Raw genomic sequence first — 22,174 nt, 5'->3', positions numbered from 1 at the left:
CGATCCGATGGCCGATACCGAACTCCCCGGCGGACCGGCGACCCAGCGCAGCCCACGCCCCGACGCGGCGGAGCCCACCGAGTCGACCCAGCGCAGCCCACGCCCCGACGCGGCGGAGCCCACCGAGTCGACCCAGCGCAGCCCACGCCCCGGCGCGGCGCAGTCCACGGAGTCGACCCGGCGTGCCTCCCTCCCGCCGACCGGGCCGTCGCAGCGCGGCTCGAGCCGCCGATCGCGTCCCCGTGGACTGCTGCGCCGGCGCATCGCCGGTCTCGTCGACGTCCCGGTTCCGGCGCCGCTCGATCCGGCGAGTGTCGTCCTGCGCGATCCTCGGGTCGCCGAGGGCAAACGGTTCTGCTGGAAGTGCGGAAAACCGGTGGGGCGCAGCACCGCCTCCGGTCCCGGACCCTCCTCGGGCAACTGCCCGTCGTGTGGCACGCCGTTCGAGTTCACCCCGAATCTCGCCCCCGGAGATCTGGTCGCCGGGCAGTACGAGATCAAGGGCTGTCTCGCGCACGGCGGGCTGGGCTGGATCTACCTGGCTGTCGACCGCAACGTCAGCGATCGCTGGGTCGTGCTCAAGGGCCTGCTGCACGCCGGCGACGCCGAGGCGCAGGCGGTCGCGATGGCCGAACGGCAGTTCCTCGCGGAGGTTTCGCACCCGAGCATCGTCCGGATCTACAACTTCGTCGAGCATCCGCGGCCGGACGGTGTCCCGATGGGATACATCGTCATGGAATACGTCGGCGGGCACACCCTGCGCGAGATCCTCGACACCTACACCAAACCGGAACGGATGCCGATCGAGCAGGCCATCGCGTACATCCTCGACGTCCTGCCCGCGCTCGGCTATCTGCACGAGATCGGACTGGTCTACAACGACCTCAAACCCGAGAACATCATGGTCACCGAGGAGCAGACCAAACTGATCGATCTCGGGGCGGTCTCGGGCATCGAGGACTACGGCTACCTGTACGGCACGCCGGGTTACCAGGCACCCGAAATCGTCCGCACCGGACCGACTCCGGTCACCGACATCTACACCGCCGGCCGGACCCTGGCAGCGCTGACGCTGGACCTGCCCGTCGACAAGGGCCGCTACGTCGACGGGCTGCCCACGACCGAACAGGCACCGTTGCTCGCCGAGTACGACTCGTTCCATCGATTGCTGTTGCGCGCCACCGATCCCGACCCGGAACGGCGGTTCCGGTCCGCCGACGAGATGGCCGGGCAGCTCACCGGTGTGCTGCGCGAGGTCCTGTCCCAGCAGACGGGCACCGAGCACCCCGGGCTGTCGGCGAAGTTCAGTCGCCAGCGCACCACCTTCGGCACCGATGAGGCCGTCGCGCAGACGGACGTGTTCGTCGACGGCATCGTCCGCGACAAGAACATCTCTGCGCGGGATGTGGCCGGGGCCCTTCCGGTTCCGTTGATCGATCCGAACGACCCCAGCGCGGCGCTGCTCGCCGCTGCCGTGCACAGCGAGCCCCAGCAGACACTCGACGCACTGCGGCACGCCCGCGACAACGGGCTCGAACGGGTCGTGGGCACCGCCGACGTCTCGTTCTCCCGCGAGATCGCCCTCGCCGAGGTCCGCGCCCACCTCGACCTCGGGCACGGGGAACGGGCCGAGGAGATCCTCCGCAATCTCGAACGCGACCTGGGCATGGACTGGCGGATCGACTGGCACGCCGGGATCGCCGCGCTGCTGCTCGGTGAATTCCAGACGGCGTTCGACCGATTCGAACGGGTGCTCGAGGCGCTACCCGGCGAGACCGCCCCGAAGATCGCCCTGGCCGCGACCGCGGAACTCATTCTGCAGCAATGGGAGAGCGACGATCCGGAGGCGTGGCGGCAGTTCTGCGAGAACTACTACCGGACGGTGTGGCGCACCGACCACAACATCGTCAGTGCCGCGTTCGGACTGGCCCGTCAGCTCGCCGACCGTCACGACCTGGCCGGCGCGGTCGCGACCCTCGACCAGGTGCCCGCGACGTCTCGGCACCACAGTGTGGCCAGCATGACGAGCATCCTGATCATGTTGCACGACAGACCGATCGACGACGTGACCGAGGCCGAACTGCGCGAGGCCGCGCACCGCGTCGACGCTCTGCCCCTCGACGAGGGCCGCGCCCTGCAGATGCGCACACTGGTGCTGGGCACGGCCCTCGAGTGGGTGCGCGCCGGCCATGCCTCCCGTAAGTCCCTCGATCCGATCCTCGGGGTCCCGTTCACCGAGAAGGGTCTGCGGAGGGGCACCGAGGCGGCGCTGCGGGCGCTGGCACGCAGCGCACCGGCGCGCACGCACCGGTACACCCTCGTCGACCTGGCGAACGCGATCCGCCCTCGCAGCCTCCTCTGACCGTGGCATCTGTCAACCGAACCCGCGCAGCCGGGGGATATCCGCGCGCAGCCGACAGCGCGCTGATGTCTTGTCCGTCGGCGGACCCGACGGTCAGCCCTACGAGGTTGTTGCGAACGCGGCCGCGGCCCGGGCGATGGCCAGTTCCTCGTTGGTCGGGATCACCAGCACCTCCACCTTCGATTCCGGCGCGGAGATGCGACGTTCGTCCCCTCTCTCGGCCGCGTTCGACTCGGGGTCGACGACGATCCCGAGCCGTTCGAGTCCCGCCAGCGCGTCCAACCGGACCTCGGACCGGTGCTCCCCCACCCCGCCGGTGAAGACGATCACGTCGACGCCGCCGAGTTCGACCATGTACGCGCCGAGGTACTTCCGGATCCGGTGCACGTACACGTCGTAGGCGAGTTTCGCGTCCGCGGATCCCTCCTCGATCAGCCGGATCAACGCCCGGAAGTCGTTGACACCGCACAGCCCCTTGAGTCCCGAGCTGTGGTTCAGCATGTCGTCGATCGCTTCGACATCCATACCGGCGCTGCGCTTCAGGTGCATGAGCACACCCGGATCGACGTCGCCGCAACGGGTTCCCATGGCCAGGCCCTCGAGAGGGGTGAGCCCCATCGAGGTGTCGATCGGGTGGCCACCCGCGATCGCGGCCGCGGACGCCCCGTTCCCCAGGTGGAACACGATCTGACCGAGCTCGGAGTAGTCGCGGCCGAGAAACTCCGCTGCCCGCCGCGAGACGTATTCGTGTGAGGTGCCGTGGAATCCGTACCGACGGATGCCGTGATCGGCCGCGATCTTCCGATCGATCGCGTACGTCGCGGCCGCGGCCGGCAGGTCGTGGAAGAACGCGGTGTCGAACACACCGACGTGCGGGATGTCGGGCAGCACCGCGCGGGCGACTTCCATGCCGACGACGTTGGCCGGGTTGTGCAGGGGCGCAAGGCTGGACAGGTCGTCGACCGCGCGCACCACCGCGTCGTCGATGAGCGTCGGCTCGTAGAAGAGCCCGCCGCCGTGCACGAGCCGGTGTCCCACCGCGATGATGCCGGCCTCGTGCAGCGACCGTCCGAGCCCTTCGACCATGTCCAGCACGATGCGAAGTCCCGTGCGGTGATCGGCGATGGGTCCGATCTTCTCTTCGGTTCCGGTGGCGTGGCGGAAGACGATCCGCCCCTCCGGCTCACCGATCCGCTCGATCAGCCCGTGCACCACCGACTCCCCCGTCTCCGGGTGGATCAGCTGGAACTTGATCGACGACGAACCGCAGTTCAGCACCAGCACGGTTCCGGCGGTCACTCCGTTGGTGGCAGTCATGGATCAGTCCTCCTGTGCCTGGATCGCGGTGATCGCCACCGTGTTGACGATGTCCTGGACCAGCGCGCCTCGGGAGAGGTCGTTGACCGGCTTGTTCAGGCCCTGGAGCACCGGTCCGACGGCCACCGCGCCGGCGCTGCGCTGCACCGCCTTGTACGTGTTGTTGCCGGTGTTCAGATCGGGGAAGATGAATACCGTTGCGCGACCGGCCACTTCGGACCCGGGGAGTTTCGCGCTCGCGACCGTGGGCTCGATCGCGGCGTCGTACTGGATCGGGCCCTCGACCGGCAGATCCGGCCGTCGCTGCCGCACCAGCGCGGTGGCACTGCGCACCTTGTCGACGTCGGCGCCGATCCCGGAGTCGCCCGTCGAGTACGACAGCATCGCGACCCGCGGCTCGATGCCGAAACGGGCCGCGGTCTCCGCGGAGGAGATCGCGATGTCGGCGAGCTGCTCGGCGGACGGGTCGGGCACGACCGCGCAGTCGCCGTATACGAGAACGCGATCCGCCAGGCACATCAGGAAGACGCTCGACACGGTGGAGACGCCGGGCCGGGTGCGGATGATCTCGAAGGACGGGCGGATGGTGTGCGCGGTGGTGTGCGCCGCCCCCGACACCATGCCGTCCGCGATCCCCAGGTGGACCATCATGGTGCCGAAATAGGATATGTCACGCATGATCTCGCGGGCGCGATCGAGATTCATGCCCTTGTGCGCACGCAGCCGGGCGTATTCGGCGGCGAAACGCTCGGCGAGCTCGGAGGTCCGCGGGTCGATCGTCTCCGCCTTCCCGAGGTCGATGCCGAGTGCGGCGGCGCGCCGGCGGATCTGCGGTTCGTCACCGAGCAGCGTGATGTCGGCGATGCCGCGTTGCAGAACCCGGCCGGCGGCGCGGAGGATGCGGTCGTCGTCGCCCTCGGGCAGCACGATGTGCCGGCGTTGCGCGCGGGCCCGGTCGATGAGCTGGTATTCGAACATCTGCGGGGTCGTCACCGTCGGGCGCGGAAGACTCAGCCGGCCCAGGAGCGTCGGTGCGTCGACGTGCTGTTCCATCAACGCGACCGCGGTGTCGATCTTGCGCTGCGCACCGTGCACCATGCGCCCGCGGGTCCGGTCCGCGGCGGAGGCGGTATCGAACGTGCCGAGATCGGTGGTGAGGATGGGCAGTGTGGGTTCGAGACCTGTGACGAGCTGCGCGATCGCGGGATGGGGCCGCAGCCCGCCGTTGAGGATGATGCCCGCCAGTGACGGGAACCCTTCTGCAGCATCGGCATTGACGAGGGCCAGCAGGGCGTCCGAACGGTCGGCGGACACGACGACCGCCGCTCCTTCGGTGAGACGTTCGAGGATGTGCTCGGCGGTCATGTCGCCCACCACGACTCGCAGCGCTTCGCGGTGCAGCAGTTCGGGATCGCCGCTGTAGAGGTCGCCGTGCAGGACGGCCTGCAGTTCGGCCATCGTCGGCGCCACCAGGATCGGGACCTCCGGCAGCGTCCATACCGGCACGGGATGCCCGGCGAACCGCGCGGCGACGGCGTCGAGTTCGTCCGGGTTGCAGCGATTGACGACGATCCCGGTCAGATGGGCATGGTGAGCGGCGAGTTCGGCGGACGAGACCGCGGCGAGCTGCGCGATCTCGGCGGGGGTTCGGCGCGACCCGCGCAGCGCGAGCAGGACCGGCGCGTCGAGGTTCGCCGCGATCCGCGCGTTGTACGACAGTTCGGTGGGATTCGCGATCTCGGTGTAGTCGCTGCCGACGACCACGACGGCGTCGCACCGGTCGGCGACCGCGTGGTATCGGGACACGATCTCGCTCAGGGCCGCATCGGGGTCCGCGTGCACCTCGTCGTAGGTGACACCGACGCAGTCGTCGTAGTCGAGGTCGACGGTGATGCGTTCGAGGAGCAGCTCGAGAACGTAGTCACGGTCGGCGTCCGAGCGTGCGATGGGCCGGAACACACCCACGCGGGCGGCGGAGGCGCACAGCATCTGCAGGATGCCGAGCGCCACCGTGGATTTCCCGGTGTCGCCTTCGGGAGACGCGATGTAGATGCTCGACACGGATCCCGCAGCGGCACTCATGGGAGCCACCATAATGCGGTGCGGGGCGACTCCGCGTGTGAGACACCCCGCACTGCAAGATCGCGGTATCAGGCGAGCGCGCGGAGGCGCGGCGCCAGATCCCGTTCGAACAGCTCGAGGAAACGCTTCTGGTCGTGACCCGGCGCGTGGAACACGAGGTGGTTCAGTCCGGCGTCGATGTACGCCTTGACCTTCTCGACCGCCTCGTCGGGATCCGACGCCACGATCCACCGCTTGGCGACCTGTTCGATGGGGAGCGCGTCCGCGGCCGCTTCCATCTCGATGGGATCCTCGATCGAGTGCTTCTGCTCCGGGGTGAGCGACAACGGAGCCCAGAACCGGGTGTTCTCGAGCGCCGCGTCCGGATCGGTGTCGTAAGAGATCTTGATCTCGATCATCTTGTCGATCGCGGCGACGTCCCGTTCGGCCTTCTCGGCGCCCTCGGCGACCGCCGGAAGCAACTTGTCGTTGTAGAGCTCCATGCCCTTGCCGGAGGTGCAGATGAAGCCGTCACCGGCGCGGCCCGCGTACCGGGCGACCACCGGCCCACCCGCGGCGATGTACACCGGGATGCCCCCTTCGGGCACGTCGTAGATCGAGGCACCCTTCGTGGTGTAGTACTCGCCGTCGAAGTCGACGCGGTCGCCGGTCCACAGCGCGCGCATCAGCCGCACCGATTCGCGCAGCCGGGCGAACCGCTCCTTGAACTCCGGCCACTCGCCCTGGTAGCCGGTGGCGATCTCGTTGAGGGCCTCACCGGTGCCGACGCCGAGCATGACGCGGCCCGGATAGAGGCAGCCCATCGTCGCGAACGCCTGCGCGATGACGGCCGGGTTGTACCGGAAGGTGGGGGTCAGCACCGAAGTGCCGAGCTGCAGGCGCTTCGTGCGCTCGCCGACCGCGGTCATCCACGACAGCGAGAAGGGAGCGTGCCCACCGTTGTGCCGCCACGGCTGGAAGTGGTCGGACACTGTCGCCGAATCCATGCCGTGTTCCTCGGCCAGCACCGCCAGCTCCACCAGTTCCCGGGGACCGAACTGCTCCGCGGACGCCTTGTATCCCAACTTCAAGCCCTGTGCCACCGAGTTCTCCTGTATGTCTTCGATCTCAATCTGCTTCGAGTATGACCGGAACGGTGTTCCGGCGGAGTTTTCACTGTCCGCCGTGCGGCTCGGCGAGGTGAGGATCGGGCTGCCAGTCGTAGACGACCGTGGTCCGCAGCACGATGTCCTGCAGCGACCGTCGTCGCCGATCGACGGCGACCACGATCAGCCCGACCGGGAACACGACGCAGAACCCGGCCCGAATCAGCGCGCGGAGCCAGCCCATGAGCTGCCGGTTGCGCCCGACGACCCGAAGGCCCATCACGACCGAGCCGACGGTGCGACCGGTCGTCGCCCAGCACGCCGCCAGGTACAGCACCGACAGTGCGCTGCAGGTCGTGATCGACATGACGACCTGCACGTCCGGGAACGAGAACTGCTGCGGCGAGAACAGCAACCGCATCAGCGCCCAGGACAGGTACAGGCCGCCCATACCGGCGAGCACGACGCCGAGATCCAGGAGCGCCGCGAGACCCCGCGTGACGATGCCCGCGGGCCGATGCTCGCTCACCCCTGCCCCTCGTGCTCGTGGTGCTCGGGGTGCCTCCCGAACATGCGGCCGACGAATCCGGAGACCGCGTCGTCGGCACGCATGCCCTGGGTCCGCACCCCCTGCACGGCCTCGGTGGACATCGTCCCGGTGGATTCCCGGATGATCTCGGGCAGATCGACGCCCTCGATGACGGTGCCGGCCAGACCGATCAGGTCCACACGCCGGATGATCGCGTCCACGTCGACCCGCGCCGCGATCGCGTCGATGTCCACCCGGTCCAGGATCGGCGTCAGATCCAGGCGCGCGGCGATCCCGTCGATGTCGACCCGGGCGATGATCTTCTCGACGTCCACGCGCGCAGCGACACCGTCGATGTCCACCCGGTCGAGGATCCGGTCGATGTCGATCCGCTCTGCGATCCCGTCGATGTCGACCCGGTCGACGATGCGGCCCACGTCGATGCCCTCGGCGATCGCGTCGAGGTCGACGTGGTCGCGGACGACGGCGGTGATGTCCACTTCGAGCAACGCCGCCTGTACGACCTTCCGCACGACGACGCGCAGGACGCGGTCCACGGCGGCATCCGCCGCGCGCAGGGCAGCGTCGCCGCGCGCCTCGAGGCCGTCGATGGCCGACGCGACGCCGGGCAACCGGCGGGCGAGGTCCATGCTCACGCCCATCGCGCTCCCGACCGCACCGGCCAGCACCGTCGCGGCTCCCGCGGCCAAGCGCAGCGGATCCGCACTCCTGTCGACACTCATACCCACATCAAAGACCCGAATCCGGCGAAATGCACGTGCCGGTTCAGCTGCCGGCCAGAGTGAAGTCGTCGAAGTCGAATCCGGGCACGACGACGCACCCGACCAGGCTCGGTTCGCTTCCCGCCGGCCGGGCTCGCTGCCAGTGGCCGGGCGGCACCACGACCTGCGGCCGGTGGCCTTCGGCGAAGTCGGGACCGACGAGATATTCGGTGATCTCACCGGGTTCCGGTCCCGGTTCCGCGATCTCGAGCAGCACGGGACTCCCCCGGTGGTACAGCCACAGCTCGGCACCGCGCACCGTGTGCCACGCGGACTGCTGCCCGGGCACGAGCAGGAACAGGATCGCGGTTCCGGCGCTGCGGGACGCGGGATAGCCGGGCAGGGCCGTGGCGGGCAGCTCGAGGTCGCTGCGCCAGGTCTCCCGGTACCAGCCGCCCTCGGGATGTGGCGCGAGCCCGAGAGCGCGTGCCCACTCCGGAAGTTCCTGGTCCTGCGCCTCGCCGTCATCGCCGAATGTCACAGCGGTTCAGCCTATCCGAACCGCCGTGACATTCGGCCCGGACACGGTCAGGCGGCGCGCAGCCCCGCAAGCCCCCATTCCCGTGCGAGCAGTTCGTAGGACCGCAACCGGTCCTCGTGCCGGTGTGTCACCGACGTGACGACGAGTTCGTCGGCGCCGGTGACCCGGCGCAACGTGTCGAGCCGTTCGGCGACGGTGCCCGGGGAACCCACGAACTGGGTGACGAGACGATCGTCGACGAGTTCCCGTTCCTCGGCGGTGAGAGGTTCCGCGGTCGCCGGGTCCGGGTAGGGCACGGCGCCCTGACCCGAGCGGATGCTGTGGGCCCAGTGCCCGTACGTCGACGCGAGCTCGCGGGCGGTCGCGTCGTCGTCGGCGACGACGGCGTCCGCCGAGACCACCACATACGGCTCTGCCAGGTACTTCGACGGACGGAACGCCGCCCGGTATGCCTCGACCGCCTCGACCGTGCTGGACGGTGCGACGTGATAGTTCGCCCCGAACGGCAGTCCGAGCCGACCCGCGAGGGCGGCGGACGGGCCCGCACTCGACCCGAACACCCACACCTCGACGTCGGCGTTCTCCCCCGGATGAGCGTGCAGCTCGATTCCGTCGGCGGTGCGGTACGTGCCGTCGAGCAACGCGAGGATGTCGGCGACCTGCTCGTCGAAGTCCGGCGACTGCGCGCCGGGCTGCTGGAGCGCCGCGAACGAGGCCGCGAGACGCGGCGAGGCGAGGATCCGGCCGGTCGGGAACGGCGGCGGGATCACCAGGCCGTTCCGGATCTCGGTGGCGCGCGGCGCCGGGGGCTCGACACCGGATGCGGCAGCCTTCAACGCTTCCGCGCGCCGCTGGCCCGAACGGCCGAGACCGAGATCGATCCGCCCCGGATGGAACGCGTCGAGCGTGCCGAATGCTTCGACGACACCCGCGGCGGTGTTGTGGCCGAGCTGCACCGCCGCCGCCCCGACCCGGATGGTGCTCGTGGCCGCGGCGACCGCGCCGATCAGCACCGCCGGGGACGACGAGGCCACCGCGACGAAGTGGTGCTCGGCGACCCAGTAGCGCCGGTAACCCCACGCCTCGGCCTTCCGCGCGAGATCGACCGTGTTGCGCAGTGCCTGCGGCACGGTCGCTCCCTCGCTGACCGGCGACAGGTCCAGCACGGACAGCGGAACCGGATTCGTCACAGCCATGGTCACTCCGGATTCTGCGATGTGCGGGGATTGCGTTCGCCCGCCTCGACGGCGAACGGGAGCCGGTTCTCGGCCGGCGCGATCGGGCAGGTCGCGGCGTCGGTGAACGCGCAGGGCAGATTCGCCGCCCGCGTGAAATCGAGTGTGACGGTGTTGTTCTCGTCCGGGACACCGAGGTCGAGCGCGCGTGCCGCCGGGTAGGTGGTGACCCCGCTGGTCGCGTCGGTGAACAACACCCGCAATGGCCCGCCGACCTCGCCGAACGCGACGAGCGTGTGCTCGCTGCCGTCGTGGTCGAACCGGACGAGCCCGGCTGCGCTGTGATGATGTTCGAGACCGTCGACGACGGCGCCGGTGGTCACGGTGCGCGACTCGTCGAACGCTTCGAAACGGCCGTTGAGAACCCACTTCGTATCCGGCTCGTACACCGGTACTTCCGTGAAGGCGGCGACCGCGGGAGCATTCCGGTCGTGGATACGGATCCCGAAACGACCGGTGCGGCGGATGATCTCGACGTAACCGCCGTCGAACTCCACCTCGAGCCCGGGCGCACCCTCGACCGGTTCGTAGGTACCGGTCTCGTCACCGTGCACGTGCACGACCGTGTCACCGTGCACGTGCACGACCGTGTCACCGGCGGTATGCCAGATCCCCGGGGCTTCGTCGAATTCGGTGGGGGTCTCGTCGAGCCAGTGCAGCGCGGTGAGGCTGAGCCAGCCCAGCGGTTGCCGCAGCGCGTCGTTGCGGGCGGCGTGCCACTGCTTCCAGTCCTCGAGGAATCGGGTGTGGTCGAGTGTTGTGGTCACGATGCTCGGACTCCTTCGTTCGTCTCGTGCGGGTGGCGCAGGCCCAGGTGGCTGCGCAGGGTGGTGCCGTCGTACTCGGTGCGGAAACTGCCGCGTTCCTGCAGCAGCGGCACGACGGTGTCGACGAACTCGTCGAGGCCGCCGGGGGTCAGGTGCGGCACCAGGATGAAACCGTCGCTCGCGTCGGTCTGCACGTAGTGGTCGATCTCGGTGGCAACCTGTTCGGCGGTGCCGACGAACTGCTGACGCGCGGTGACCTCGATGATGAGTTCGCGGATGCTGAGGTTCTCGGCCTCGGCCTTCGCGCGCCACGCCTCGGCAATCGCGCGCGGATCCTTCGCGTGGCGGACGCGGCCGCGAGTGATGGTCACGTTGTCCTCGGGGTCGACGTCGGGCAGGGGCCCGTCCGGGTCGTAGTTCGAGAGGTCGCGGCCCCATACCTGCTCGAGGAACGCGATCGCGGTCTGCGGGCCGACCTGCTGCAGCCGGATGTGCCGGGCCCGTTCTTCCGCGTCCTCGGCGCTGTCACCGAGGACGAACGCCGCGGCGGGCAGGATCTTCAGGTCGTCGTGACTGCGGCCGTATTTCGCGAGGCGGCTCTTGACATCGGTGTAGAACGCCCGCCCCTCCTCGAGGGTGCCGTGGCGGCTGAAGATCGCATCGGCCTTCGCGGCCCCGAACTCGCGTCCCTCGTCGGAGTCGCCGGCCTGCAGGAAGACCGGATGCCCCTGGGGGCTGCGCGGCACCTCGAAGCGCCCCGCGATGTCGAACTGGGTGGTGTGGATGTCGAACGGCGCGATGTCGTTGTCGGCGGCGAAGATTCCGGCCTCACGGTCGATCACGGGCCCACGTTCGGACCAGCCGTCCCACAGTTCCCGCACCACGTCGACCACTTCGGCCGCGCGGACGTAGCGCTGGGAATGGTCGAGGAAGCCGCCGCGACGGAAGTTCTCGCCGGTGAACGCATCCGACGACGTGACCAGGTTCCACGCGGCGCGGCCGTCGGACAGGTGGTCGAGCGTCGCGAACTGCTTCGCCAGCTCGTACGGTTCGTTGAAGGTGGTGTTGATCGTGCCGGCCAGCCCGAGGTGGGTGGTGGCGCCGGCGAGCGCCTCGAGCACGGTGAGCGTGTCGGGCCGGCCGACGACGTCGAGGTCGTGGATGCGGCCGCGGTGTTCGCGCAACCGCAATCCCTCGGCGAGGAAGAAGAAGTCGAACTTGCCGCGCTCGGCGGTGCGCGCGAGGTGCACGAACGACTCGAAGTCGATCTGGCTCTTCGAGGCCGGGTCTGCCCACACGGTGGTGTTGTTGACCCCCGGGAAGTGGGCGGCGAGGTGGATCTGCTTGCGAACGATATTGCGTGACAAGGTGATCGATCCTTCAGTGAGCGGAAGCGAAACGATTGGCGGGACGGGGCAGACCGAGCCGGTCGCGGAGGGTTCCGGTTGCGGGCGCGACCACGGGACGAATGACGGGCAGGACGTTCTCGACGAGCCGCGGCAGGGTCGACGGCAGAGCGAGCGGTCGCAGCGTCACCCCGTTCACGCCCCGGATGTCTCCCAGGAGCTCGACGGCTCCGGCGGCGGTGCCCACGTGGACGATCGTGTCGGAGACGTACGGCGCTCCGGCCCACGCCTCGAGTTGCGCGAGGTCGGCGGCCGCGTCGGCGTCGGTGGCGGCGAGCAGCAGGTCGACGTCGAGCAGGACGAGGACCGGACGGTCCCCCGCAGCGGCCCGGATACGGGTGGTGAGATCGGCCGCAGCCTCGGCATCCGTTGCCCGGATGCGCACGAGATCTGCTCGCTTCGCGGCGAATTCGAACGATTCGTCGCCGGTGACCGTCACCGCGACCAACGGTTGCCCCTGCGGCGACCTCGGTACGATGGACGATCCCTTGACGGAGAAGTACTCGCCGACGAAATCGATGTAGTGAACCTTGTCCCGGTCGATGAAGCGGCCGGTGGCGACGTCGCGGATCTCGGCGTCGTCCTCCCAGCTGTCCCACAGTCGCGCCGCGACCTCGGCGGCCTCGGCGGCTTCGGCCCACAGCGACGCGGTGTCCTGCTCGTCCTTGCGGCCGAACAACGCGACCGGCCCGGCGCCCGGCGTCACCGCGACCTCCCAGCCCGCGCGACCGAGCGTGGTGTGGTCGACGGTCTGGATCGCCTTGGCGACGTGGAACGGTTCGGTGTGGGTGACGGTCGCGGTGGGGACGAGCCCGATGCGGGTGGTGGCCGCGGTGAGACGCGCGGCGAGCCCGACGGCTTCGAGCCGGCCGCGCACGGTGCTCGCGTCCGAGGTGACACCGAAGGTGTCCGGGAAGAACGCGAAGTCCACACCCGCGCGATCTGCGGCGCCGACGAGATCGGCCCAGTAGCGCGCGGTGAACAATTCCTCGGCGCGCGAATCGTCGCGGCGCCACGACGACGGGTGGATACCGGTGCCGGTGAACTCGACGGCCAGCAACAACTCTGAATTATCGGACATGATGGACCTTCCCGGGGATGGCCTCGAGCAACGTCTGGGTGTACTCGCGCTGTGGGTTGTCGAAAATTTCTGCGGTGGAGCCGTATTCGACGACCCGGCCGGCGCGCATCACAGCGACGGTGTCGCTGATCTGCCGGACGACGGCGAGGTCGTGCGAGATGAACAGGTAGCTGAGCCCGAGTTCGGTCTGCAGCGCGGTGAGCAGGTCGAGGATCTGTGCCTGGACCGACACGTCGAGCGCCGAGACCGGTTCGTCGAGCACGAGGAGGTCGGGTTGCAGCGCGAGCGCCCGGGCGATGGCGACGCGCTGCCGTTGCCCTCCCGACAGCTCCGCGGGTTTGCGGTTCAGGTGCGCCGTCGACAGTGCCACCTGATCGAGGAGGCGTGCGACGTGTTGGGCGCGCTCGGCTCGTGTGCCGATGCCGAACGCGTCGAGCGGTTCGGCGACGATGTCGCGGATCCGCAGTTTCGGATCGAGCGACGCGTACGGGTTCTGGTGGACGATCTGCACCCGGCGGCGCAACGCCCGCAGTGCGTGTCCGCGGAGGCCGGTGATGTCGTCACCGTCGAACCGCACCTCGCCCGAGGTGGGCGTCTCGAGCCGGATCGCGATCCGCGAGACGGTGGACTTGCCGGATCCGGACTCGCCGACCAGCGACAGGGTGCCGCCGCGAGGCACCTCGAACGAGACGTCGCGCACGGCGTGCAGCGCGGACTTCCGGTCGATGCGGAACGTCTTCGACACGTTCGAGACCGTGAGGATCGGGGCGGCCTTGCGCAGCGCGGGGCGTTGCGGCGCGTCCGCAAGGCTCGGTGCCGCCGCGATGAGCGAGCGCGTGTACTCGTGCTGCGGGTCGTCGAGTACCTGTGCGGCAGGTCCGGTTTCGACGACCCTCCCGCTCTTCATCACGACGATGCGGTCGGCGCGGTCCGCTGCGACCCCCAAGTCGTGGGTGATGAGCAGAACCGCCGTCCCGGTCTCGGCGATCCGTGCGTCGAGGTGGTCGAGGATGCGGCGCTGCACCGTCACGTCGAGCGCGCTGGTCGGTTCGTCGGCGATGACCAGGTCCGGGCGGCACGCGAGGGCGATGCCGATGAGCACGCGCTGGCGCTGCCCGCCGGACAGTTCCTGCGGGTACTGCTTCGCGCGCAACGCCGGATCGTCGAGCCCGGCCTCCTCGAGGATGCGCAGTGTTTCGATCCTCGCGGTGCGCCGGTCGGCGAGACCGTGGATGCGCAGCACCTCGGCGACCTGGTCGCCGACGCGGAGGACGGGATTGAGCGAGGTCGTGGGGTCCTGGGGAACGAACCCGATGCGAGCGCCGCGAATGCGTTCGAAGGCCCGCTCCGACAGGTCGTTCAGCCGGGTGCCGTCGAAGGTCACCGATCCTCCGGTGACGCGTCCGGTGCCGGCGAGCAACCCGATGATCGCCTGGGCGGTCGTGGACTTGCCCGAACCGGATTCGCCGACCACCGCGACCACCTCACCGCGTGCCACGGTGAGGTCGACGCCGTCCACCGCGACCACCGGTTCGCGGGCCGATCCGTAGGCGACCTGCAGGTCGCGGACCTCGAGCAGGGTCATCGCGCGCTCCTGTCCTCGATGGCGTGACCGACGCGGTGTGCGGAGAGCACGACGGCCACGATGACCAGGCCCGGCAGCGTCGTCATCCACCACGCCGCAGCGAGATAGTTGCGTCCCTCCGAGATGAGCGACCCCCACTCGGGAGTGGGCGGGACGGCACCGAACCCGAGGAAGCTCAGCGACGACACGGCGAGCACCGCCATGCCGAATTCCACGGCTGCGAGCGCGGTGACGGGTGCGTACGAGTTGCGCAGCACGTGCCGGCGGAGCACGGTGTGCCACCGGACGCCGCACGCGAAGGCCGCCTCGACGTACAGGGCCTTGCGGACGCGCAGCACCTCCGAGCGCATGACCCGGGCGAAGTTCGCCACGAGGCTCACACCGACGGCGATCGCGACGTTCATCGTGCCGAAGCCGAGCGCCGTCACCAGCGCGAGCGACAGCAGCAGGGCCGGGATCGACAGCAGCACGTCGACGATGCGCATGAGAACCGCGTCGACGACGCCACCGAGGGCGCCCGAGAGCAGACCGACGAGCGAGCCGACCACCAGGGCGATCCCGACGGCGACGAGGGTCGCGGTGAGCGATAGCCCGGCGCCGTGCACGACGCGGGTGTAGACGTCGCGGCCGAGATTGTCGGTGCCGAACCAGTGCGCGACGCTCGGTCCCTGCAGCTTCTCGGCCGGCACTCCCCGCAGCGGGTCCCCGGAGGCGAAAACCGAAGGGAACAGGGCGAAGCCGACGGCGAGGAGCAGCACGACCGCGGAGACCGCGACCACAGCATTGCGTCGCAGCCAGGTCACGACGGACGGGATACGGAAGGTTCTGTGCGAGAACGGATCCGGCTTCGGCGAGGTCGCCGGTACCGTCTCGAGGATCAGCGTGTCAGACACGTGCCTCCACCTCCAGGAGGGTGTCGCCGTGGGCCGGGTCTTCCTCTGCCGCGGCGGCGGTGCCACCGCGGCTGCCGCCGTGGGTGATACGCGGATCGACGAGGGGGTAGAGCAGGTCGACCGCGAGGTTCACGAGCACGAACACCGTCGCCGAGAACACGACGATGCCCTGCACGACGGGAATGTCCTGCGCCATCACCGACATCTGGGTGAGTCGCCCGATGCCCGCGCGGGAGAACACCGTCTCGACGACCACCGATCCGGCGAGCAGATTGCCGACGATGACGCCGGCGATCGTGAAGGCCGGGATGCTCGACAGTCTCAGCGCGTGCCGGGTCTGAATGCGCAGCCGCGAAGCGCCTTTCGCCCGTGCCGCCTCGATGAACGGCTGCCGCCAGGTCGTCTGCAGACTCGTCGCGAGCACCTGCGCGATCACCGCGCCGGTGGGCAACGCGAGCGTGATCGCCGGAAGGATCACGTGTTCGATGCCCTGATCTCCGAAGGCGGGGAACAACTTCAGCCGGAACGAGAAGAACTGCAGCAGGATCAGGCCCACCCAGAAAGTCGGCACCGCCACACCGAGAGGCGGAAGCGAGAACAGCAGGCTCCGTATCCACCCCGCACGGGTGTAGGTGGCGAGGAACGCGACCGCCGTGCCGAACACCAGGGCCAGTACCAACGCGGTGCCGGCCAGTACGAGAGTGCTCGGCAGGGCGGCGGCGATCGCGTCGGTCACCTGCTGCCCGGTGGAGATGGAGATGCCGAAGTCACCTCGGACCGCGTGACTCAGCGCGTTCCAGTACTGCACCGCGACCGGCTGGTCGAGACCGTACCGCGCCTGGAGCTGTTCGATCGCCGCGGCGTCGACGGGGGTGCCGGCGTCGGCACCGGCCGCGATGCTCACCGGATCGGACGGCAGCAGGTAGAGCACCGCGAACGACACCGTGAACGCAGCCCACAGCACACCGACCGCCTGGAGCACGCGAAACCCGAGGTAGCGCACCATGATCTACTCGCTCAGCCAGGTGTCGAAGAACTGCAGCCGGGCGGAGGCCTCGAACTTCAGATCTGCCACGTTCGGTCCGGCGCCGATCGCCTGCGACAGTTCGACGGTGGGGATCCACAGGCCGTTGTCGAGCACGAGCTGCTGCGCCTGCGCGATGAGTTCGGCACGAGCAGCCGGATCCGTCGTGGACAGCTGACGGTTCAGCACGTCGTCGAGCGCGGGGATCGGGCCACGCTGGTTGATGTTGCGGCCTTGCAGCCCGAAGGCGGTGCGCAGGATGTCGCCGTCGGCGCGGGTGCTGTTGTAGTAGGACGCCTCGTAGTCGCCGGCGTTCTGACGGGCGGTGGTCTCCGGAGTGGAGACGAGGTCGAGCTGCAGGTCGATGCCCACGGCGCGCAGCTGCTGCTGCACCAGTTCGAGAATGGCCTGGTTGCCCGCGAACACGGAGCTGAAGAGCACCGGGAAGCTCAGGCGTTGCCCGTCTTTGACGCGGATCCCGTCGGGGCCGGGCACCCAGCCCGCGTCGTCGAGGATCTTCTCGGCCTTCTGCGGGTCGTAGGTGACGTCGGCGAGCTCGACGTAAGCGGGGGTCGCGGACGCGAGGGTGCTGGTGGCGGGGCGGAAGTCGGGACCGAGGACGGTGTCGACGAGTTCCTGCCGGTTGATCGCCGGAATCACTGCGCTCCGGACGGCCGGATCGGCGAGGACACCGCGACTGACGTTGGGCTGGAATCCGAACGGAATGCCCGGGTTCGGTGTGGTGAGGATGCGGCCACCGGCACCTTCGATCTGCGGGGCGTCCTGCGGGAGCGCATCGGAGATCGCGTCGAGCTGCCCGGAGGCGAGCGAGCCGGTGCGGACCCCGGATTCGGGCACGACGGTGAATTCGATGCGGTCGAGGTAGGCCTCACCGTCGTGCCCGAACGCCTCGGACCCCCACGAGTAGCCGGCCCGCTTGACGAGCGTCGCGGACTTGTCCTGCTGGTAGTCCTCGTACACGAACGGCCCGGTGCCGGAAAGCTCTCCCGCGCAGCGCTCCTCGGCGCTCTTTGCGGTGTCCGCCTCCGAGAGCAGACCGAGCTGATGGCTGGCCGTGGCCTGCAGGAACGGCGCGTTCGGCGCCGAGAAGGTCACCTGTGCGGTGCGGTCGTCGACGACCGTGGTGCCGGTGTACCCGGAAAGATAGCCGACGGCCTGCGGTGCCTTGACCCCGCCGAGGGTGTTCACGATCGCGTCGAAGTTCTTCTTCACCGATTCCGCGGTGAGCGGGGTGCCGTCGCTGAACGTGACGCCTTCCTTGAGGCGGAAGGTGAACTGTGTGCCATCGCCGTTCGATTCCCAGCTCTCGGCCAGCCACGGCACGATCTCACCGGTTTCGGGATCCTGGTCGGTGAGCGAGTCGACGACCTGCCGGGCGACGTAGATGGTCTGGTTCGTGCCGGCCTGGGCAGGATCCGCGCAGGTGGGTGCCTGCGACAGTCCGTACCGCAGGGTGCCGCCGGGCTGCGGATCCCCGGTGGGTTCCGAGTTCGCCGCGGCGCCGGAGCCGCACGCGGTCAGTGCTGCTCCCAGCACGGCCGTTGCGGCCGCCGTGACGACGAGCCGGGACGCAGAAGAGGACGAGATGGACAACGACGGGCTCCGTGATCTGGACATGGCTCCGGCGGCATGACGCAAACGATGCCGCCGGGCGGAAGGCAGGTGGATTCGGTGCGGATCTCAGCGGTCGATGCAGACGGTAGCGACCTCCCGATCCCCGGAATACCCTTTCCGTCACGGTGATCGAAACCTTTTCGGCGACAAAGTCAGTCACTGCCGTCGCGGCCACCACCGCGCTGGCGCAACGCCATCGGGTGATCGTGGTGGAGACGTTGAACGCGTCCGGGATGCGTTCGGCCGGTGGCAGCCGGAAGAAGGGCCTGAACCGGGCGCTCGCCGATGCGGCCCTGGCCGAAATTCGGCGGATGCTCGGCTACAAGACCGGTTGATACGGCTCGACGCTGGTGGAGGCCGGCCGCTGGTACCCCTCATCGAAAACGTGTTCGGGATGTGGCAGGCGACAACCAAACCTGACCCTCGCGGACCGGACGTATGTGTGTGAGCACTGCGGCCTGACGATCGATCGTGATCGCAACGCTGCGATCAACCTCGCCCGCCTCGGCGAGACCCACCGCACGGGTGATACGGGGACCGGTACCGGGAGTAGCCCGGCCGCCACCGATTCGGGTGGGGACGGACGTGGAGCCACGCGCAAGACCCGATCCGCGGGAGCGGACAAGGCAGCAGGCGTTGAAGCGTCAACCCGGCACGACACTGTCGGTCGGACCGGGACTGTCTCACCGGAAGGTGAGGCTGCCTGATGGCGAAGCAAACAGGACGTGCTCACGTTTGCTCACCAGAAGGCAACGGTTGCTGCGACGTCGTCGAGCCAGGTGTCTCGGTCGCTCTGGATGGTTCTTGCCCGAACCTGAACGCCCCGGCACAGCCCGAACACCCCTTTTTCTCGAGGTGGCGCGAATTGCGTGCCGTCGAACCGGGTTCAGGCGGCGGTTCCGGCCGCCCACTCGATCGCGGCGTCGCGCTCGGACAGCGGGAAACGCTTGAACTCCCCGGGCGTCAACCAGCCGAACAGGGACATGACGGTGATCATCCAGTCGAGGTCCGTGACCAGCGCGATCCGTTCCCAGCGGGTGACGTGCTCGGCACCGAGCCGGAAGTCGTCCCACATTGCTCCGGGGGACAGGCCGTCGAACCTCTCGAACACCAGGACGATCCGGATCTTTTCTCCCCGGTCACAGACCTCGCGGATCGCGGGCATCAGGACGTTCTCGTAATCGGACGCTTCGATTCGTCCGACGGCCTCGAAGCCGAGGACGCCGTCGGGCAGGTCTCGGATCGGTTCGAGCATGTTTCGACGGTACCGCTGCCGCCGCCGGCGCCTGGGTGGATCAGCGCAGATACTTCTCGAACGGGTGCGGGCCGATCTCCTCGGCCGGAACGGACGGGTCGAACAGGGCGGTGTAGCCCGCCGCCAGATAGAGCGCGACCGCTTCCGGCTGGCGCCACCCGGTGGTCAGGTAGATGCGGGAATAGCCGCGCCGCACCGCCTCGCCCTCGAGTTCGTCGAGGACGAGACGGCCGAGCCCGCGCCGCCGGTGCCGAGCGGAGGTCCAGATGCGTTTGAGCTCGGCGGTGTGCTCGTCGTAGCGGCGGAACGCTCCCCCGGCGACGGGTTCACCGTCCTCGACGAGGACCAGCAACGCGCCGTGCGGCGGCGCGAATTCCTCACCGGGATGGGTGGTCAGGTCCTCGAACTGCTCCTCGAACGGCCGTTCGTAGCGAGTGCTGTACTCGACGGCGAGTTCGGTGAGCAATGGCAGGGCGAGCGGGTCGTCCTGCGCCACCCGAAGGACCTGCAGGCGGCGGGTTTCGCTCATCGCGCGGCCACCGCCTGCCGGGCACCGAACCGGAGGGGTTCGAGAGCTCGGCTCCTGCCGTCGACGAGATCGGCGACGAGCTCCCCGATCACCGGCGCGAATTTGAATCCGTGCCCGGAGAACCCGGCCGCCACGGTGACGTCACCGACCCGGTCGACGACGAAATTGCTGTCCGGGGTGGTCGTGTAGAGGCAGGTGTCAGCGACGACGGAGCTTGGGTCGACGCCGGGCAGCCACGCGGTCGCGTAGTCGACGAGACGCTCGACACCGGCGGGATCGGGCCTGTAGTCCCGTGTTTCGGGTTCCACCACCGGTCCCGTACCGTGCTCACCGATCTTGATGCCGTCCTCGGAACCGAGCCCGTAGATGCCTTCTCCGGTGAGTCCGGCGCCACGATGATGCACGAAGCTCGGCCAGTCCGCGACGATCGGCACGAAGTGCGCGGGTTGTTCCTGCGTGGTGCGCAGTTGTGGCAGTTCCGGCACGACGTCGAGCTGCGCGTCGGCGAGCAGCGATCGGGTCCACGCGCCGGCTGCGACGACGACGTGTGCGGCCGCAATCGTCGTCCCGTCGGTGACGACCTCGACACCGGTTGCGGTACTTCTGATTCCGCGAACGACGTCGTCGTGCCGAATGTCCGCGCCGACGTGCGCCGCCGCGTGGTTCAGAGCCTGCACCGACCGGTCGGCGTGCAACCGGCCGGCGTCCGGGTGGTGCAGGACCCGGGTGTCGAATCGGATTCCGGGCCAACGCCGTCCCGCCTCGGCCGGATCCAGCAGCTCGTGCGGGATCCCGAGCGCCGCCAACGCCTTCGCCTTGGCCGCGAGCGCGGCGGGAAGCCCGTGGTCGACGGCACCGGTCAGCGTGAGAACGGATGTGCCCGTGGTGTCCTCGAGGGCACGCCACAGCGGCAGCGCCCGCGCCGCCAGACCGGTGTAGAACTCCCCGTCGTACGCCTGCCGGTAGATGCGCGAACTGCCGTGCGACGCGCCGTGGCGGTGTCCCGGACCGAACTGTTCGAGCAGCACGACCGACCGGCCGCGTTCGGCCAGGCGCCAGGCCGCTGCCGACCCGATGACACCGCCGCCGACGATCACCACGTCGGCGCGGCCCTGAATGCGACTCATCGCTTCCCTCCGGGTCTCGCTACTGCGCAGGCTTCTTCGGCAGGCCGGGCGGGTTGATCCTCGAGGACTCGACCGCCTCGCTCGAAATGCCCCAGCGTTCGAGAACCTGCGCGTACGTGCCGTTCTCGATGAGGTGGTTCAACGCCTCGTTGATCGGGCCGACCAGGCCGTTGTCCTTCTTCGTCAGCACCGCGATCTCACCCTGCAGGGCGTCTCCCGCGCCGGAGAACGTGCCGACGACCTCGGTCTCGCCGGACTGGATGGCGTGGAACGACGACGACGGGTTGGGCCCGACGTACGCGTCGATGCGGCCGGAGCCGAGCGCGAGGTAGTAGTCCGTGGCGTTCTGGTAGTAGAGGATCTCGGCGGGTTCGAGCCCGGCCGCGATGTTCTGCTCGTTCCACTGGACGAGCAGCTCCTCCTGGTTGGTGCCGGACGAGACACCGACCTTCAGACCTGCGATGTCCTTCGGGCCGTCGAACGTGATGCCACTGCCCTTCTTCACCTCCACGGCAAGGCTGTCGAGACGGTAGGTGGCGAAGTCGTACTTCTCCTTGCGTTCCTCGGTGACGGTCACGTTGGAGATGAAGGTGTCGGCCTCACCGGAGTCGATGCGCACGAAGTTCTGCGCCCAGTCCGCCGCGGTCAGTTCGATCTCCAGACCGAGCACGTCGCCGATGAGGTACGCGAAGTCCGTCTCGGAGCCGATGATCGTCTTGTCGTCGTCGGCGTAGAACCGCAGGGGCGGTGCCGTGCCGGCGGAACCGGTCACGATCAGGGTGCCACGGTCGCGGATGGCCTGCGGGACCTTCGCGGCGATCTCGGGAACCTCGTCGGTGGTGATGCGGTTCTGGTCCGCGCTGAGGTTGTATCCGGCCGCGCTCGCGGCGTCGGTCTCGGGGTCACCCGAGCTGCACGCCGCGCCGGCGAACAGGGCGACGGCGGTCAGGGCCGAGGCGAACAGCCTCGTGGGGCGGGTGGGGGCTGACATCGTGTCCT

The 22,174-nt window shown here is 69.0% G+C and carries 21 protein-coding genes; 3 read left to right on the top strand and 18 right to left on the bottom strand.

Annotated features, from left to right (window positions below):
- Positions 1–7 precede the first annotated feature (7 nt).
- A complete protein-coding gene (locus tag M1M07_RS00985) occupies positions 8–2,362 on the top strand; it encodes a serine/threonine-protein kinase (protein ID WP_197250301.1) in 2,355 nt (784 codons plus the stop codon).
- Positions 2,363–2,461: 99 nt separating this feature from the next.
- Here the strand turns inward: M1M07_RS00985 and M1M07_RS00980 are convergent, their stop codons facing one another.
- From M1M07_RS00980 to M1M07_RS00915, 14 genes are all read right to left on the bottom strand, one after another.
- The gene (locus M1M07_RS00980) at positions 2,462–3,679 is read right to left on the bottom strand and encodes an acetate kinase (RefSeq protein WP_248672996.1); all 1,218 of its coding nucleotides are present in this window, start codon (positions 3,677–3,679) and stop codon (positions 2,462–2,464) included.
- A gap of 3 nt (positions 3,680–3,682) precedes the next feature.
- A complete protein-coding gene (gene pta / locus M1M07_RS00975) occupies positions 3,683–5,761 on the bottom strand; it encodes a phosphate acetyltransferase (RefSeq protein WP_248672995.1) in 2,079 nt (692 codons plus the stop codon).
- A gap of 68 nt (positions 5,762–5,829) precedes the next feature.
- Complete coding sequence (fgd, locus tag M1M07_RS00970; protein WP_197250303.1) at positions 5,830–6,843, bottom strand: glucose-6-phosphate dehydrogenase (coenzyme-F420); 1,014 nt, start codon at positions 6,841–6,843, stop codon at positions 5,830–5,832.
- A 70-nt stretch (positions 6,844–6,913) separates the two neighbouring features.
- On the bottom strand, positions 6,914–7,375 hold the full coding sequence (locus M1M07_RS00965) for an RDD family protein (protein WP_197250304.1): 462 nt from the start codon (positions 7,373–7,375) through the stop codon (positions 6,914–6,916).
- Positions 7,372–8,118, bottom strand: a complete 747-nt coding sequence (locus M1M07_RS00960) for a hypothetical protein (protein ID WP_197250305.1) — start codon at positions 8,116–8,118, stop codon at positions 7,372–7,374. The genes M1M07_RS00965 and M1M07_RS00960 overlap by 4 nt, the downstream gene beginning before the upstream one ends.
- A gap of 43 nt (positions 8,119–8,161) precedes the next feature.
- The gene (locus tag M1M07_RS00955) at positions 8,162–8,638 is read right to left on the bottom strand and encodes a cupin domain-containing protein (protein WP_248672994.1); all 477 of its coding nucleotides are present in this window, start codon (positions 8,636–8,638) and stop codon (positions 8,162–8,164) included.
- A 47-nt stretch (positions 8,639–8,685) separates the two neighbouring features.
- On the bottom strand, positions 8,686–9,834 hold the full coding sequence (locus M1M07_RS00950) for an LLM class flavin-dependent oxidoreductase (protein WP_248672993.1): 1,149 nt from the start codon (positions 9,832–9,834) through the stop codon (positions 8,686–8,688).
- Positions 9,835–9,836: 2 nt separating this feature from the next.
- Entirely contained in the window at positions 9,837–10,640 is an 804-nt protein-coding gene (locus M1M07_RS00945; protein WP_197250308.1) for a DUF1684 domain-containing protein, read from the bottom strand.
- The gene (locus tag M1M07_RS00940) at positions 10,637–12,007 is read right to left on the bottom strand and encodes an NtaA/DmoA family FMN-dependent monooxygenase (protein WP_248672992.1); all 1,371 of its coding nucleotides are present in this window, start codon (positions 12,005–12,007) and stop codon (positions 10,637–10,639) included. The genes M1M07_RS00945 and M1M07_RS00940 overlap by 4 nt, the downstream gene beginning before the upstream one ends.
- Before the next feature lie 13 nt (positions 12,008–12,020).
- Positions 12,021–13,127: an LLM class flavin-dependent oxidoreductase gene (locus M1M07_RS00935; RefSeq protein WP_197250310.1), complete on the bottom strand. Its 1,107-nt coding sequence runs from the start codon at positions 13,125–13,127 to the stop codon at positions 12,021–12,023.
- The gene (locus M1M07_RS00930) at positions 13,117–14,712 is read right to left on the bottom strand and encodes an ABC transporter ATP-binding protein (protein WP_197250311.1); all 1,596 of its coding nucleotides are present in this window, start codon (positions 14,710–14,712) and stop codon (positions 13,117–13,119) included. The genes M1M07_RS00935 and M1M07_RS00930 overlap by 11 nt, the downstream gene beginning before the upstream one ends.
- Positions 14,709–15,527 (bottom strand): ABC transporter permease, encoded by an 819-nt coding sequence (locus M1M07_RS00925; protein ID WP_248673024.1) that lies wholly within the window; start codon positions 15,525–15,527, stop codon positions 14,709–14,711. Before M1M07_RS00925 ends, M1M07_RS00930 begins: the two co-directional genes overlap by 4 nt.
- Before the next feature lie 70 nt (positions 15,528–15,597).
- Entirely contained in the window at positions 15,598–16,611 is a 1,014-nt protein-coding gene (locus M1M07_RS00920; protein WP_197250313.1) for an ABC transporter permease, read from the bottom strand.
- Between the two features lie 3 nt (positions 16,612–16,614).
- Positions 16,615–18,243, bottom strand: a complete 1,629-nt coding sequence (locus M1M07_RS00915; protein WP_197250353.1) for an ABC transporter substrate-binding protein — start codon at positions 18,241–18,243, stop codon at positions 16,615–16,617.
- A gap of 146 nt (positions 18,244–18,389) precedes the next feature.
- Between M1M07_RS00915 and M1M07_RS00910 the strand changes: the two genes are divergently transcribed.
- Complete coding sequence (locus tag M1M07_RS00910; RefSeq protein WP_231609818.1) at positions 18,390–18,599, top strand: hypothetical protein; 210 nt, start codon at positions 18,390–18,392, stop codon at positions 18,597–18,599.
- A 12-nt stretch (positions 18,600–18,611) separates the two neighbouring features.
- A complete protein-coding gene (locus tag M1M07_RS00905; RefSeq protein ID WP_231609835.1) occupies positions 18,612–18,971 on the top strand; it encodes a transposase in 360 nt (119 codons plus the stop codon).
- Between the two features lie 179 nt (positions 18,972–19,150).
- On the opposite strand, the gene M1M07_RS00900 is transcribed toward M1M07_RS00905, so the two are convergent.
- Genes M1M07_RS00900 through M1M07_RS00885 form a run of 4 tightly spaced genes read right to left on the bottom strand, consistent with a single transcriptional unit; the run spans position 19,151 to position 22,166 of the window.
- Positions 19,151–19,519: an STAS/SEC14 domain-containing protein gene (locus M1M07_RS00900; protein WP_197250314.1), complete on the bottom strand. Its 369-nt coding sequence runs from the start codon at positions 19,517–19,519 to the stop codon at positions 19,151–19,153.
- A 40-nt stretch (positions 19,520–19,559) separates the two neighbouring features.
- Positions 19,560–20,048 carry a GNAT family N-acetyltransferase gene (locus tag M1M07_RS00895; protein WP_197250315.1) on the bottom strand — a complete coding sequence of 163 codons (489 nt, stop codon included), beginning with the start codon at positions 20,046–20,048 and terminating at the stop codon, positions 19,560–19,562.
- Complete coding sequence (gene solA, locus M1M07_RS00890) at positions 20,045–21,175, bottom strand: N-methyl-L-tryptophan oxidase (protein WP_197250316.1); 1,131 nt, start codon at positions 21,173–21,175, stop codon at positions 20,045–20,047. The genes M1M07_RS00895 and solA overlap by 4 nt, the downstream gene beginning before the upstream one ends.
- 19 nt (positions 21,176–21,194) lie before the next feature.
- Positions 21,195–22,166 carry an ABC transporter substrate-binding protein gene (locus M1M07_RS00885; RefSeq protein WP_197250317.1) on the bottom strand — a complete coding sequence of 324 codons (972 nt, stop codon included), beginning with the start codon at positions 22,164–22,166 and terminating at the stop codon, positions 21,195–21,197.
- Positions 22,167–22,174: the final 8 nt, after the last annotated feature.

The sequence above is a fragment of the Rhodococcus sp. HM1 genome (assembly GCF_023218075.1).
Taxonomy (GTDB): Bacteria; Actinomycetota; Actinomycetes; order Mycobacteriales; family Mycobacteriaceae; genus Rhodococcus.
Note: the sequence above shows the minus strand (reverse complement) of the source record. Positions and strands in the feature narration are given on the sequence as shown.

Bases quoted from the DNA above. Each gene is read 5' to 3' on its own strand.
- M1M07_RS00985 (WP_197250301.1), top strand. From the start codon at position 8: ATGGCCGATACCGAACTCCCCGGCGGACCGGCGACCCAGCGCAGCCCA.
- M1M07_RS00980 (WP_248672996.1), bottom strand. From the start codon at position 3,679: ATGACTGCCACCAACGGAGTGACCGCCGGAACCGTGCTGGTGCTGAAC.
- pta (WP_248672995.1), bottom strand. From the start codon at position 5,761: ATGAGTGCCGCTGCGGGATCCGTGTCGAGCATCTACATCGCGTCTCCC.
- M1M07_RS00960 (WP_197250305.1), bottom strand. From the start codon at position 8,118: ATGAGTGTCGACAGGAGTGCGGATCCGCTGCGCTTGGCCGCGGGAGCC.
- M1M07_RS00950 (WP_248672993.1), bottom strand. From the start codon at position 9,834: ATGGCTGTGACGAATCCGGTTCCGCTGTCCGTGCTGGACCTGTCGCCG.
- M1M07_RS00935 (WP_197250310.1), bottom strand. From the start codon at position 13,127: ATGTCCGATAATTCAGAGTTGTTGCTGGCCGTCGAGTTCACCGGCACC.
- M1M07_RS00930 (WP_197250311.1), bottom strand. From the start codon at position 14,712: ATGACCCTGCTCGAGGTCCGCGACCTGCAGGTCGCCTACGGATCGGCC.
- M1M07_RS00920 (WP_197250313.1), bottom strand. From the start codon at position 16,611: ATGGTGCGCTACCTCGGGTTTCGCGTGCTCCAGGCGGTCGGTGTGCTG.
- M1M07_RS00900 (WP_197250314.1), bottom strand. From the start codon at position 19,519: ATGCTCGAACCGATCCGAGACCTGCCCGACGGCGTCCTCGGCTTCGAG.
- M1M07_RS00895 (WP_197250315.1), bottom strand. From the start codon at position 20,048: ATGAGCGAAACCCGCCGCCTGCAGGTCCTTCGGGTGGCGCAGGACGAC.
- solA (WP_197250316.1), bottom strand. From the start codon at position 21,175: ATGAGTCGCATTCAGGGCCGCGCCGACGTGGTGATCGTCGGCGGCGGT.
- M1M07_RS00885 (WP_197250317.1), bottom strand. From the start codon at position 22,166: ATGTCAGCCCCCACCCGCCCCACGAGGCTGTTCGCCTCGGCCCTGACC.